The organism is Butyrivibrio sp. M55, from assembly GCF_900116865.1.
GTDB lineage: Bacteria > Bacillota > Clostridia > Lachnospirales > Lachnospiraceae > Butyrivibrio.
Genome location: NZ_FPCD01000005.1, coordinates 146,263 through 161,697 on the forward strand (window position 1 = coordinate 146,263; position 15,435 = coordinate 161,697).

A 15,435-nucleotide genomic window follows, 5' to 3' on the forward strand; every position below is an offset into this window, starting at 1 on the left:
ATCACAATAAATTGTATACCAAGAGAACGCTGTATCATACATCATCCGCTCGGCATACAATTTTCAAGAACGTTTTATTATATTTTTCTTAATTATTTTCCATATGCGCCATCGCGCCATTCACAGCCCTCTTTACAGCGTTGTCGTCATCAGCTCTTCTGTTCTGCTGTGCCTTTGTCTCTCTGTAAGCTCTGTTGGCACTGTCTATCGCAATTATCTGTTCCTTCGGCATGAATATCCTGTGTCCCGCGGGATTGATCGCCACGCCGTCCTTATCGCGGATAAATCTTGCGATGTCGCTAAAAGAAAATACTGCGGCATTCCACTCATGTCCGAGCTTCATCTTTCCAAACTCGAATCCGTCGGTGAACACCGGCATAAATATCTTATCATCGGCAGTTTTTACCATGAAGAATGTGAACTTTGTATCTTTTCCCATTCTCACTCTGCCGCTCTCTGTCTTTTCAGCATGTCCCTCATACTGCATGGGAACTATATATTTTCCGTTAAAGAGATTTCCGATCATTCTCTTTTCTTTAAGAGCAAGTATCTCATCTCTCTTCTCATATTTTACGGGCCATCTGCGCTCTTCAAGCATATCGAGCATTGAGAAGCAAAGCTGCGGATTTACGGGAGCATCTTTTATAACTCTGTTCCACTCACCGGGAGCAGCTGAGATCTCGTCTCTCTTAAACTTCACTCTGTAAGCGCCGTTGTCTATTATCAGATCCTCGAGGCCGATGCAGTAAAGGAAATCAAAATATCCTTTTCTTGCCGCACCCTGCTCTTCCTGCTGCGGCTCAACCTCTATCTCTTTTACCATAACCTGACGGTACTGCTTCTTATAAAGTTCTGCAGCCTCTTCCGCCATCTCTTTTCCAAAATACAAAAGACCGTATCCATGATCGATAAACGGATATCCCGTCGACTTATCATAGATCACATATAGAATTTCAGCGTCTCTGACCCTGCGGATTATTTCGTTGTAAACTTTTCTGCGATTTCTCTCGTAGTCGGGAATCGGAACCTCTCTGTCAAACTCATCAAAAGTCGTAAGAACAAACAAAAGCTCCTGATCGTTAAGCTCCCTAAGTTCATCTATCGAAATATCATCCTCATATATTATCTGTCCGATATCATCCTTGCGTTCCTCGGGTACAGTCTCAGCAAGACAGCACTCGACACCCGGAAGATTCACATGATTTAACTTCGGTATTGTCGGCCAGTCAAGGGCTGCATGAGCTTCTCTTACTTCCTCAAGTTCCCTCTCTCTTGCTATTCTGATTTCTTCATCAAGTTGTCCGGGCTGAAGCGCCTTCTCTTTTTTTCCCCCCAACAAACTAAATAATCCCATCTATATCCCTCTTTCGTCTGATGCTGTAGTCAGCTCTCGTAAAATGTTTTTGATACCCCTGCAAGATACTCGGGGTCACGGCTTCCCGCGGATTCATAAGGCGAATGCATTGCAAGCTGGGCAAGTCCTATGTCCACCGTGTTAATGGAAACCTGCGATGTTGAGATATTACCGAGCGTTGAGCCTCCGGCAATATCCGAGCGATTGGTAAATGTCTGATAGGGAACATTTGCCTTCTCGCAAATAAGTTTAAATGTGGCTGCGGATACCGCATCCGTCGTATATTTCTGATTTGCGTTATATTTAATAACGATTCCGCCGTTCATAAGCGGTCTGTTTACAGGATCCGCCTTCTCCTTGTAATTGGGATGTACGGCATGTGCGTTGTCGGCGGAGATCATGAAACTGTTTGCAACAGCTGTGAAATACTGCTGCTTCGTTCTTCCAAGGCCTTCATTTATCCTGATAAGCGTATCCTTCAAAAATGTAGAATCCGCTCCCTGCTTGGTTCCGCTTCCGACTTCTTCATTGTCGAAAACGCAGTGCATAACAACATTCTCAGATTCTTTTGCTGTAATAAATCCCTCGAATGTGGCATATACGCACTCCTGATCGTCAAGTCTAGAACTTGCGATATACTCATTGTTTGCGCCCCAGAATGTGGGTTTCACCCTGTTGTACAAAAAGAGATCGTGGCTTAAGATGTCTTCTTTTTTCACCCCTGCAGTCTCTGCGACCACTTCAAAAAACCTGCCTTTGGAACTTGCATCTCCAAAAAGCGGTATACAGTCTGTCTGCGGATTGTACTTGGCTGAGCTATTTGCATCTCTGTTCATGTGGATAGCAAGTGAAGGGATCATCAAAAGATCTCTGTCCACATTTACAAGCTTTGATGCAAAGCCACCCTTACCGTCTCGTACGATAAGTCTTCCCGCAACCGAAAGCGGTCTGTCAAACCAAGGTGCGCAGAGCATTCCGCCGTACTTCTCGGTATTTAATTTTACATATGCCGAAACTTCCTCCATCTCAGGATTCTCTTTTATCTTAAAAGAAGGAGAATCACTGTGACTTGCGATCACATAAAAACCTTTGAACTTCTTATCGGGTATCCTGAAAGAAATCACAGAAGAATCGTTTCTTGTAACAAAAAACTTTCCGGGCTTAAGTTCCCACTCCTCAGATTCCTTTAGTTCCACGTACCCCCTGTCGTCAAGCTCTTTCCTAAGATTGTCGACCACGTGAAAACATGTAGGTGATGCGTCAATAAACTCAAGCATTTTTTCTGTTATATTCTTCATATTACTTTTCCGCCTTTTATCATATTCATTGCAGTTTATGTAAACTACAACCAAATATAATTATAGCCTAAATTTGTTTTCAAAGATATGCGATCATCCTGTTATCGTCATATTAATTATATAAATAAAGCATTAACATTCTAGCACGCACAGGCTCAATATATCAAGCAGTTTTCATAGAACTATATGTAAATTTTTTTTGAACTTTTCTATTCCTCTTAAGCCGCATAAAAAGAGGGCTCCGACTCTTTGGATAGTCGAAAGCCCTCATGGTCACTACATTTTTATCATATTAGATTTACGCATATACAAACCAAATGAAAAGATATCCCACTAACACTGCAGTTAATGTAAACGGAACTCCTATCTTCATAAAATCACCGAATGAAACTTCGTAACCTTCTTTTCTAAGCATTCCCACACCGGCGATATTTGCGGAAGCACCGATAGGTGTAAGATTTCCGCCAAGTGTTGCACCGATCAAAAGTCCGAAGTACAAAAGAAGCGGGCTTGCCGACATTACAGCCGACAAACTTCCAAGCACCGGAAGCATCGTCGCAACATAAGGAATGTTATCGATAAACGCCGAGATCGCAACGGAACCGAAAACTATAACCGTGTACAGCATAAAGACATTTCCTTTTCCCGCATCGGCTATGATATTTGCAAGTTCGTCAATGATGCCGACATTGGTAATTCCGCTGATAACGCAGAACAGTCCTGCAAGAAGGAGCATCGTATCGTAGTCGATTGCTTTGAGTGAATGCCACATGCTGTCTGTTCCCTTAGAAAGGAAAATCTCCCAGATGATATTGATGATTCCGCAGACCATACAGATCACACCGTTTGTGATCTCAGGCTTATTCTGGAAGAATGATGCGATAACAAGAAGTACAACGTGTCCAAGCATCATTATTGTAGGAACATAGTCAGTTACAACAGTCTTCTCATCTGAGCTTACGGGCTCTTTGTCTTTTCTGAAAAGAACCATCATGATAGGAACCGTAGCAAGCGCTCCGAGCTCAACCGCAAAGAAGATTCCGAGCTTTCCGTCCATCCAGAAGAAATCGTTAAAGTCCATTCCCGCTGCACCTGCAAGCATTATGGATGTCGTATCTCCGACAAGTGTCGCAGCTCCCTGAAGGTTTGATGAAACCGCGATACATATGATCATCGCAACAGGTGAAATCTTGAGTTTTTTGCAGATAGCAAGTCCGACAGGTGCAACCATAAGAACCGTCGCAACGTTATCGATAAATGCAGAAATGATTCCCGAGAAAAGAGACATCGATATCGTAACCCACAGCACATTCGGCGCAACATTAAGAATCTTGTCCGCAATGTAATTGGGCATCTTGGATTCGATGAAGTAATCAACGATTACCATAGTTCCAAAGATCATCATAAGGACGTTCCAGTCTATTGCCGAAAACACCTGATTAAACGGAAGGATTCCCGTGATCACAAAAATAAGCGCCGTAGAAAGCGCAACGTATGCTCTTTTCTTAGGCAGAACCACCATAAGAACATACATTATTACAAATAAAACAATGGCTAAAGTTTTCAAGTTTATTTACTCCTTCTGCTGAAAAACTTTTTATCACATATAAAACCTGATCTTCAGGTCGTGTACATCTTCCGCCGCTTCCCTGCAAAGCCTGCAAAGCGCATCAAAATATTTTCCAAGCCTGTACTGTGCAAATTTGGCATTGTAAAAAATAATATTCCAGCCGTCGCCGCTCTCTGTAAGAACGTCATAAAGCGCGTCGAGGTTGCGACCGTAATAATCCGGAAGAGGGAGCTCTTTTACCAGCTCCGTCTGAAGTTCTTCCGGCGTTGAGACTACCGCTAAATCAATATAAAAAACCTTCTCCATAGTTTAATACACCTGCTCAAAGTTCTCATAGTGATCGTCAGTATAATACACGCTTCCATCGTCAGCGTAAACAATTCGCTTAGCGCCTCTGGAATCCGCACCGAGCGTATCTATATCGCATTCTTTATAGTTCTTTCCTTCGGGGAGCTTACCTTCATTATTTCCGAATTTGTCTCCGCCTATGCACTTTCCCTCAGCGAATTCGTCGAGACCTCCGCCGCTCCAGCCAAGCTTTTTGGCTTCACTCTTGGTGATAAAGTTTGATGGAAGTTTTCCGTAAGTGTGGATGTAAAGAGCTACATCATCTTTGGAAGTGTAAACACCGCTCTCCGAAACACCGATTCCTTCTTCAGTCTTGCCGCTTGCGGCCGAATCAGTTGCAGCGCTCGAAGCTTCGCCTGCCGTATCCGATGCAAGTGCATTCGCATCAAGCGTTATCGCCGTTCCTGCGCTGTCCTGTAAAAGGAGCGACAGATCCTCGGCGGAAATCTCACTTATACCCGAGTTATCATACGATGCTTCTTCCTCGCCGCCCGTTATACCGCGCGCTGCGAATATTCCGGAACCAACCGTTGTCAAAACCATAAACAACAGCATTATGAGCGCAACTATCCTAACGCTGTTCTTACCTTTTTTCTTAAAAAAATTCACTTCTATACCTCTTTTTTATCTATAAATGCATTCTTTATCCAATCGTCAAATATACATGTTCTCAGCAAGCTCTTCCCTTGAAAGGAAAGGCGCAAGATCTTCAAGCGGAGGGCTTGTGAGACTTCCGTCCGGCTCTCTTCTTGCTGAGCTCTTAGGCGCCCAAACCTGCTCAGTATCGGTATAAACTTCAACAAACACAGGACTCTTGGCATCTACCGCCGCCTTCATGGCATCTTCAAGCTCATCTCCCGTAAGCACTCTGCTGTAAGGATATCCGAAAGCTTGTGCAATCTTTTCAAAAGACGGGAATGCTAGATCTCCGCTCTCGGGGCCGATTCCGACTTTTGAATACTCTTTGAACAGATTGTTCTGAGTAAGTCTGATCGAATGATAGCCCTCATTGTTTATGAGAAATACCTTGATCGGGAGCTTATTTGTGATAACAGTCTGAAGCTCCTGAAGGTTCATCATTATACTTCCATCGCCCTCAAGACATATTGTTTCTTTTCTTCCTGCCGCGATGCAAAGACCTATCGCTGCGGGGAGTCCGTATCCCATGCTGGCTACCGCATTGTTTATTATAAATCTCGTACCTTCTTTTACTACCCAGCTCTGGTGTCCCGCTACGCAGCACGCACCATTACTTACTGCAGTAAGACTTCCCTTAGGAAGTGCCGCAGAAAGAGCTTTGATAAATCCGTATACGTTAACCTTGTTGTCGCCCGTATGGAGCTGTTCTTCAGATACAACGGGATATTTTTCCTTCCATGCGACGCACTGTTTTCTCCATGCATCGGCAGGTGAAACATATCCGCCTTCGCACTTATCTGCTGCCGAATAGAGCTTTTCAAGGAATTCTTTTGCGTCAGCGTGAACCTTCATATCAACGTGGACTGTGTGCTTGTCCATCTCGGCAGGTTCAATGTCGACCATTACGACCTTTGCAGCTCTTGCCCATGTTCCCCATGTATAGCCTACCTGTCTGATTGAAAGCCTGCTGCCTATGACGATGACAAGGTCAGCATTTTGTATCGCAAAGTTACCGGGTCTGTCACCCATGTTACCGCCGCGACCGCAGTAAAGCGGATTGTCCGTTTCTATAACATCGATTGAATTCCAGTATGTACAAACGGGAACTCCGAGTTTATCCACAACTTTTCTGAACGCGTCAAAACCGCCTGAAATGCGCACTCCGCCGCCCGCATAGATAACGGGGCGCTCAGCTTTTTTGACCATCTCGATGACTTCGTTTATTGTTTCATCAGAAACTTCCGGAGTCTCTTTTTCATAAGAAGCTGCTTCTTCCTCGCTGTAGCCTCTAAGCGAATTGGGATCGATCTCAGCGCCCTGGAAATTAACGGGAACATCAATCCACACAGGGCCCGGTCTTCCGACGTTCATAAGATGCCAAGCTTTTTCCATGTGATATCTTATGTCTGCGGGATCTTCAAGCATAACTGCGTACTTGCACATGTGCTCAGTCATGCGGGTTATATCGTACTCCTGATCGCCGAGAGAACGAAGTCCCTTGCGATCATACTCTTTTCCCATGAGCTTATGCTCATATCTGACTGTTGTGTCATAACGCACCTGACCGCTCACTACGAACATAGGAAGCGAATCAAGCCAGCCTCCGAGCACTCCCGTTATAGCGTTGGTTCCGCCGGGACCCGAAGTCACACAAAGAGCCGCAACTCTTCCGTCATATCTTGAGTAGCTCTCAGCCGCTATAGCCGCGCCCTGTTCATGATGGAAGTGCGTGCATGTCATTCCTTTGGTATGGCCAAAAGAATTATTCAAATACATAGCGCCACCGCCTACTACAGTGAAACAGTCGGTGACGCCCTTTTTTACCAAAAATTCTGCTATATAATCAGAAACTCTCATATTTACCACCTTATCCAAGGTGCTCTACCTGTTTCAACAAGTTCCGTAAGTTCATCTCTTTCTCTTGCTGTATCCATGCACTTCCAGAAGCCGTCATACTTGTATGCGACCATCTCGCCGTCTTTTACGAGGTTGTGCATAGGCTCTTTTTCAAAGAATGTCGCATCGCCCTCGATATAATCGAAAACTCCGGGCTCAAGAACCATGTAACCGCCGTTAATTCTGGCGCCGTCCATGCTTGCTTTTTCTCTGAAATCTTTAATGGTAGAACCATCACCTTTATCAATGTCAAACACACCAAAGCGCTGTCCGGCAAGAATCGCAGTCACAGTCGCAAGTTTGCCGTTTTCCTTGTGGAACTCAAGGAGCTTTGTCATGTCTATGTCACACACGCCGTCACCGTAGGTCATGAAGAATGCCTCGTTTCCGACATGCTCTCTTATCCTCTTGATACGTCCACCCGTCATGGTGCTGTATCCCGTATCGACAACAGTTACCTTCCAGGGCTCCGCCTTCTGTGAGTGGAACGTTGTCTTGTTCTCGTTTGCAAAATCGAAAGTCACATCGCAGTTGTGGAGATAGTAATTTGCGAAATACTCTTTTATAACTTCCTGCTTATATCCCGCGCATATAATAAACTCATTAAATCCGTAATGTGAATATTCTTTCATGATGTGCCAAAGGATCGGCTTACCCCCGATCTCGATCATTGGCTTTGGGCGAAGATGGCTCTCTTCACTGATTCTTGTTCCGAAACCTCCCGCTAAAATTACAACTTTCATCTAATCTCTCTTTCCTTCCCGTTGGGTTACAAAATAAATCCACCAAATTGATATTCAGTAATATACTACTTTTTGAAATTTTTTTGTAGTCTATTCTAACCAAGTGCCTTCAGCCTGTCGTTTGCAGGTCCATATACACCACACTTTTTATAAAAATCTTTTGCCTTTAAAATATTTCCTCTGACTTCCTCTATAACTCCAATATTATAATATGCCTTAAAACTGTTAACACCCTCTACCGAATAGATTTTTGCTTTTGTCGCTTTCAAAAAAGCCGCTATCGCATCGTCGAAAAGAGCATTATTCATATAAATAAGTCCCATCATAAACATATAATCCGCATTGCCGCAAAAAAGATCCGTAACTCCTTCAAGACACAATGCATCCGGAAATCTTTTCTGCGCCATTAACCCATATCCATATGAAACCATCATGTCTTGAATATAGGAAAGCTCAGGATTTATCGTCTGTTCCATGACCTGCTCGTAATAGTCTGTTCCCTCTTTATAGTCCTCCATTGCAATGCAGCATTTTCCTATCTGGAACAAAACATACGGATCATCCGGATTATCATTAAGTTCCTTAAGCAAAAGCTCTTTATTTCTCTCAGCCTTACTCTTCCTTAATTCCGGAGTATCATATCCGACATGATCAAAAGAAAGCGGCAGATCAAAATATCCGTTTTCGCCATCTCTGTCTATAGTCCGAAGATTCTCATGTATGTCCCCCAAAAAGCTGTATACTTTCCTGTCGTAAAAACGCCCAATCTTGTCGCGGGATTTAAGTTCTTCACCGTTTTGTACATACGTACTTGCAATCGTGGACATCCCAATCTTTCCGGGATTTGCCATAACCGTTTTCATAAATTTATCAGCAAGCTCCGTAGAAAAATCCTCAAGAAATTCATCGCAGTCAACGGATAAAATATAATCATTCACAGCCTTAGAGCACGCATAATTTCGCGCCTTTGCAAAGTTTCCCGTCCATTCATAGTTATATAATACAGCGCCTTTGCTTTTTGCTATCTCAGCCGTATCATCGGTAGACCCCGTATCAACGACAACAACCTCCGAGCCTTCAAAGCACTTTACCAAAGGCATTATTGAATCAATACACTTCCCGATATTCTTCGATTCATTTTTTGCGATCATGCACACTGAAAACGAAAACACACAAACCTCCTCAACGCCCGCTTCTGTTTATACATTTACATCTTCGAGCATTACGGGAATTTTCATATCAACACACTTTCTGGCAACCACTCCCGCATCGCCATAGTATCCATTCCACCTGTCAATGAACTGAAGTGAACGATTTTCCTCGTCATAGATACATCCTTCCGTTTCCTTAACCTTATCAACAAAAGCGATATACCTATTTCTCACTGTCTCATCAACAATATCAAGATTCGCAGTCAGATAATCCTGCGGAACAAATACAGCAGTCATTTTGCCCGTATACTCTGAAAAAGTCTCCAGCGCCCTCTCAAATTTATCAACTGCCTTTTCTCCATATTCCATCAGAGTACTGATGCTAAAGTAATAAACAACAACCTTGCGACCTTCATACTTGCCAAGAAACTCATTCCACTCGCCTTCATCGCTCGTAAAGGTATCTGTATCAGACTCCGGCTCAGCAACCAAATCCGAAACTTCTATCTTCTGCTCCCAGAAAGCTCTCGTTTCTTCTCCTGTCAGTCCAATCAATTTCTTTAGATACAGTTCTCTTTGTTTTTCGGACTTAAGAAGAACCTTATCCGCATTTACCACCGCAGGCTGCTCCGCAAGAATTTCTATACACCTGCATGCCTTATCATCGTCATCGACAGGATCGTCGATATCATAACAAGGAACATAAATAAGTTCATCCGTCACATTTAAAAGATTCCCCGAATAAAAGAATTCATGTACGGTAAACGCTGTATTCCATGCATCATATGGCACCTGTATCACAATCTTATCGGGATGAATTCCCGCATAGTCAAACTTCTCGCAATCCTCAACACTGAGATAATCAGGGAAAAAAGCTCTCTCATCATGCATCTCCCCGACATTTCCAATAAAATCGCAATCATAGTAATTTATCGGAAGCACATGCACCTCATGCCCTTCAGACTTATACTTGCGCCACAAACCATCAAGAGTATTCCACCACTTCACCCTACATGGAAGGAACACAATCGTCATCTTTTCTTTTTCCTGCACAGGCATAAGCATTCTGCCCATATATCTTCTGACAGAATTAAGAAGTTCATTGTTATCAAGCGTGTATCTGAAGGGATTATGCCCCATCTTTTCCTTCAGCAGATTTTCCTGACTGATGTATATGGGATATTCATGCATACCGCCGCTTTTGTGTATTTCCATATAGTTTCCGTAGTTACTCAACAATATCCTGTCATAGTAAGCCGAAACTTTGAGCATAGTATTCTCAAACTTCATATCTATAGAACTTTGGAAATATTTTTTTGGGAAAATGTGATTGCCATATTTAAGATAAAACGGCATCAATGCAACATTATCAGCTTCAGATACAGGACATTCCATAAATATTTTATCTATGAGAACTTCCATTTCATGCAAGAGTTTTTTTCCTCTGTGAAAATGAACGTTATTCTCTTTTTCCACATCTATTAAAAGGCTCTCGATTTCATTTGTGTATTCCCCAAGAGAATCTTTTTCAGAAATCGCATCATGTGCAGTTATGATCCTCCTAACACGCTCCTGACGTTCCTTCTCTTTCTCAGCATCATTATATACACCGTCCATAGGAAAAATATCGACGCCCACAGTGTACGGACAGCCGCTGAACAAATCAAGATGCTCCTTACTGCAGTCAATTGCATGACTGTTTACTATCCTTCCAAGAAAATTGTTATATTCATTCTCTACATCATTAAGCGTAAGTATTATATAGACACTCGGTAATTCTTTTCTTGCGATCTCAAAAAAGCGCTCATAGTCATCCCTTAGCATGCATATATCAAAATCGTCATCCCATGGAATGTATCCACCATGGCGCACTGCTCCGATAAGAGTACCATATTCGGCAAACCACTTGATGTCATGCTCCCTGCACAACTTATCAATATCCGACAACATCTGAAGCTGTCCCGCCCAATAGCGCTTCATCATCGTAGAGATATAAAAACCGTTTCTGACTTCCGGTCTGAAAAAAGACTCGGGAAAACTGATATTTTCAAGCGGCACCATATTCATTTCATCGGAATTATTGTTGATCATTAAATTACACAGACTCCTTTTTCAAATATGAAAAATCCAACTTCCTTATTGCCGGTATAATATCGGAATATTCAGCATTTTTCCCGAACAGAAGTGTCGTTCCAAGTACAAAACCATCCATTTTCTTGGGAGCATATTCAAGCATCCTTTCTGCTCCGCACGCTCCGTCCCAGTAAAGTTCAAATCCCATCTTTTTACGAAGATGAAGAAGTACATCAATCTTCTCACCGACAAAAGGAAGGAACATCTGGCTGGCATTACCGGGATTAACAGCCATAACAAGAACTCTGTCAACTATGCGAAGCTGTTCTTTTACCGATTCAACACTGGTCCCCGGGTTTATCGCTATTCCCGGATGCATTCCGCGGTCAATTATCTTCTGGATTGTCGCAGACGGATGATACTCCGCCTCCGGATGAATGTATACAGTATCGCCTTCCCTGAGATATCTTAGAAAAAGATCTATATTATTCCTTGGATGTTCGATCATAAGATGCACGTCGAGAGGCTTATTGCTCACACGTGCAATTACTATCATGTCATAAAGCGACATAGCGAAATTATTAACGTAACGACCATCCATAATATCAATGTGAAAAGAATCTATTCCGGCTGCCTCAAGCGCTCTGACTTCCTTTTCAAGATTACCGAAATCAGCGCACATCATAGACGCTGTAAGCATAAAATTATTCATAATACCCCCTGCATTCCATATACGATCCGCTTATCCGAATCATCCAATAAGCAGCTTACCTGTATCTTTTACATACAGTGAAAGCTTTTTTCTCCAAACTTCTTCATCTTTACCGTCAATTACCGATGTATCAAGAATCACATAGTCATATTTTTTATCCGGAGAAAAATCTTCTTTTAAAAGATCCATATGCTCAATATCAAACTTATTTTTACCAAGCGCCGCAATCTTTTCGTCACTTTCAATCCCCTTAACTTCAGCAAAAGGATATAGCAGTTTTATTCTTGAAAGCATCTCTCCAAAACCGCACTGAACTTCAAGAACGCTGAACTTCTCACCGGATTCCTTTTTTATCTCAGCCAAAAGTTTTCCCTTAAAGTGCATGCTTCTCTCGGAAGTAAATCCCCATTTATCAATGAATTTAATCCTGTTTCTCTCAAGAAGCTCTCTGTACTTATCGGACATCTTTCCAAAGCTCTTGCTTCCATAATGATAAACAAAAGCATTCCAGCACATAACGCTCCTAAAACCGGCTTCCATAAGCCTCATTCCGTAGTCGTCATCTTCGTAATTACCGGGAGTATATCTCTCATCAAGTTCTCCCACCTTAATATATGCATCCCTTTTTATAAGCATCGCAAACATTACAAGCTTCGACTTAAGTTCAACGATATTTTCGGCGGGAATATTGGTAACACGCGCATATTCCGTATATTCAGGCACAGTATTCAGAGGAATATTAACAACCTGATTATTCGATGCATTATTTGTAGAAGCCCCGCAGGCACCAATCTTCTTATCAGAATAAAGCGCCATGCGCATCATATACAAAGAATTCGGAAGCATAAGCGCATCACTGTTTAAAAGAAAAATATCATTATCCGGATTTGCCGCCTTTATTCCAATGTTGCAACCTCTCGGAAATCCTGTATTTTCCTTATTTCTAACAAAAACAATATCTTCCTGTTCTTCCAGCCACTTGACACTTCCATCATCGGAATTATTGTCAACCACAACTATCTCTACCGCACCATCATAGCAGTTTGCACGCACAGATTCTACACATTCTCTCGTATATTCAAGAGAGTTATATGACAATATCACAAAAGAGACGTTTCTTGCATTGGCCTTTCCCGACATCTTACTCTTACATAAGACATCCTTCATAGAATATGCCTCATTGCTACCGGCACCATATTTCTTGCATGCCATATAATATGCGTTTTCATAAGATAAAAAAGCCAACTTGGGATTTTCCTTCAGATAATAATTTCCCAATTGATAATACAGCTCATAATCTTCGGAATTCTTTTTAAGCCTGCTTTCTATCTCAAATAAAGACTTCTCCTGTAAATACTCTTTTACAAAAATGTCTTTATAGTAATCGTATCTTCCAAGCTCAGGCATACCAAAATCATGAAATATCCACGGCGTTTCCATATATGGAATGATTATCCTATAACCTTTTTTCTTAAACTCCATACTTTGCGAAGCATCGTAGAAATCGAATCCATCGAAAATATCTTCTCTCCACAAAACATCCTTGGACGTAGCAATAAAGCAGCCGTCCACAAGCGACACATCTACGCTTTTCCTATCAGGATACTCAAGCGTTATACTGTCTTCTCTGTAATTTAAGATTTTGCTTATCCTTGCTTCAACGATATTCCCATACTGCCTGTCAGACCACATGATTCCGTCATTCGGAACCTCTTTTGGTCCAACCATTCCAACCATACCTATGGATTCGTCCTTAAATATATCGATAAGATCGTACAGTAAATTTTGATTTATTATGCGAACATCATGATGCATATATATCTTGTACTTTGCTCCAAGTGAAGCCGCATACTCCATTCCCTCGTTATAGCCGCTGCACATAGATCTTGCATCCGTTATCTCAAGAACTTCTACGCCACATCCCTCAGGCACATATAACCTGTCTATCCACCACTTCGCTTCATCAAATTCATCTTTATCATTGGAGCATATGATAAACGCAAAAGTTTCAGGCGTATAATCATCACCCTCGCATATCCTGCTCTTTATATTCGCATCATTCGTGTTGTTACCGGCTTTGCTGTCTCTAGTCCAAATACTGCGTAAAAGAAGTATCTCATTGGCGCTTGCTCCTACAGACAATGCATAATCGCCTGCATCATCCACGGAAAACTCCTCTGCCCATTCGCTTCTTATGATGAAACACTTTAACTTTTTTATTATCCTTACTGCATTTTCAAAATTCCCCGCTGCGCTTATTATCCCGTCTGAAATATTACCTGTAATATCTTTTTCCATATCATGAATGAGAAAAAAATATGCAAGGTCCGCATCGTTTTTCTCTGTCTTCTCATACTCTTTTCTTATCTGAAAGAGCCGCTCAAAATCTCTGCCATGAAGCGCCTCATCTATTGAACGTACAATATCGGTCTTATCCATATAAAATGATCATTTCCTTTCAAAGCCTGAATAAACTCATATAGAAATTCACATAAACCTTCTATTCAAAAAATCAATTCCGTCTTGTGAAAGCATGCCCGCGTCAAGTTCTGCCCTTAAGAAATTCAGTGCATTCTCATCTCCCAAAGCCGCCCTTCGCATCTGAAACTTATACTCATTAAGCCTTCCGACTATTTCGCCGACATTTCCTCCAAATCGGGAAAAAGAAACGACTCTGCCATTTACTTCACACAGCTCCCTTACATCCATGAGAGCATTAAGCTTATTATCAAGCTTCCGTCTATCCTTAAGCTCCGCAAGTACACTGTATACAAATTCGTAATTGCCCATACCAAGTGCTTCTTCAATCGTTTCAAGAAACTGCAATCCAAGCTTATACATTTCTTCCTTTTCGGGCGACACTGTATAATACTCATCAAATCTGTATTTATCGCTATATTCATTGCAAAACTTCTCTCTGTACCTGTCATAACTTGTAAGCTTACTAAGCCCGCAGTCATGCATGCACCAAGGCTCGTTTTGCATTATTACGCCTACCTTGCGTCCTCTTCTCTTAAATTCTTCACATTGGGATAAATCATAGAAATCAAATCCGTCAAAAATGTCTTCTCTCCACGGAATATCCTCATTTGTCGCTATAAACATTCCATCAACCGCATCTGTCTCGGCAACAGTCTCTTCCGTCATCCTTTTAAATCTCAGGTCAAGGTTCTTGTCTTCATTCACCGTATAAGTTGCGCCAACAGTCCAATGATCCCATCCTGATCCGTTTGCCGGAAGGAAACCTCCGATTACGCCAAGAAGCCCATATTGCGCATTTTCTTCAAAAACTCTGACCAGGTCTTTAGGAAAATCCCTGTTCAGAATAAAAACATCCTGGTGGATATAGATCTTATAATCAGCATCTGTAGATCTCATCGCCGCATTATAGCCGGCACACATAGAGGGGGCATCCTTGATAGTGATAAAATCAATCTCCATGTTTTCAGGCACATTAAGCCTGTCAATATAAAATGCACACTCACTTGCCGCCCGATCATCATTTACACAGGCGATAAAAGCCATCTTAATTTTATCCTGCATGATCCGCAATCCCCCAAAATCCCCGAAATCATAATCAAATTATACCTAAATATTCCCACACATTCAATTAAACCAATGGTATGATAGTAATAACTATACCAAATACCA

Annotated in this window: 12 protein-coding genes; all 12 read right to left on the reverse strand. The window is 42.0% G+C overall.

From position 1 onward, the window contains the following. Positions 1–88: 88 nt before the first annotated feature. The 12 genes from BM398_RS08060 to BM398_RS08115 all read right to left on the reverse strand — a co-directional run bounded on the left by BM398_RS08060 (position 89) and on the right by BM398_RS08115 (position 15,327). Positions 89–1,354, reverse strand: coding sequence for an SseB family protein (locus tag BM398_RS08060; protein WP_092337216.1), 1,266 nt, complete (start codon positions 1,352–1,354; stop codon positions 89–91). Positions 1,355–1,383: 29 nt separating this feature from the next. Further along, on the reverse strand, positions 1,384–2,652 hold the full coding sequence (locus BM398_RS08065; RefSeq protein ID WP_092337217.1) for a M18 family aminopeptidase: 1,269 nt from the start codon (positions 2,650–2,652) through the stop codon (positions 1,384–1,386). 298 nt (positions 2,653–2,950) lie between these two features. Next, complete coding sequence (locus BM398_RS08070; RefSeq protein WP_026656755.1) at positions 2,951–4,219, reverse strand: ArsB/NhaD family transporter; 1,269 nt, start codon at positions 4,217–4,219, stop codon at positions 2,951–2,953. Between the two features lie 33 nt (positions 4,220–4,252). After that, positions 4,253–4,528, reverse strand: coding sequence for a barstar family protein (locus tag BM398_RS08075; RefSeq protein WP_092337219.1), 276 nt, complete (start codon positions 4,526–4,528; stop codon positions 4,253–4,255). Positions 4,529–4,531: 3 nt separating this feature from the next. After that, positions 4,532–5,179: a ribonuclease domain-containing protein gene (locus BM398_RS08080; protein ID WP_242949783.1), complete on the reverse strand. Its 648-nt coding sequence runs from the start codon at positions 5,177–5,179 to the stop codon at positions 4,532–4,534. A 45-nt stretch (positions 5,180–5,224) separates the two neighbouring features. Then, complete coding sequence (locus BM398_RS08085; RefSeq protein ID WP_092337220.1) at positions 5,225–7,066, reverse strand: thiamine pyrophosphate-binding protein; 1,842 nt, start codon at positions 7,064–7,066, stop codon at positions 5,225–5,227. Between the two features lie 2 nt (positions 7,067–7,068). Beyond that, positions 7,069–7,848: a glucose-1-phosphate cytidylyltransferase gene (gene rfbF, locus BM398_RS08090; RefSeq protein WP_026656752.1), complete on the reverse strand. Its 780-nt coding sequence runs from the start codon at positions 7,846–7,848 to the stop codon at positions 7,069–7,071. 95 nt (positions 7,849–7,943) lie between these two features. Further along, complete coding sequence (locus BM398_RS08095; protein WP_139233797.1) at positions 7,944–9,020, reverse strand: glycosyltransferase; 1,077 nt, start codon at positions 9,018–9,020, stop codon at positions 7,944–7,946. A gap of 27 nt (positions 9,021–9,047) precedes the next feature. Further along, positions 9,048–11,090, reverse strand: coding sequence for a LicD family protein (locus tag BM398_RS08100; protein ID WP_092337222.1), 2,043 nt, complete (start codon positions 11,088–11,090; stop codon positions 9,048–9,050). 4 nt (positions 11,091–11,094) lie between these two features. Beyond that, positions 11,095–11,784, reverse strand: a complete 690-nt coding sequence (locus BM398_RS08105; protein WP_092337223.1) for a ribulose-phosphate 3-epimerase — start codon at positions 11,782–11,784, stop codon at positions 11,095–11,097. Positions 11,785–11,823: 39 nt separating this feature from the next. Next, on the reverse strand, positions 11,824–14,223 hold the full coding sequence (locus tag BM398_RS08110; protein WP_092337224.1) for a glycosyltransferase: 2,400 nt from the start codon (positions 14,221–14,223) through the stop codon (positions 11,824–11,826). Positions 14,224–14,271: 48 nt separating this feature from the next. Further along, positions 14,272–15,327, reverse strand: coding sequence for a glycosyltransferase family protein (locus tag BM398_RS08115; RefSeq protein WP_092337225.1), 1,056 nt, complete (start codon positions 15,325–15,327; stop codon positions 14,272–14,274). Positions 15,328–15,435 lie beyond the last annotated feature (108 nt).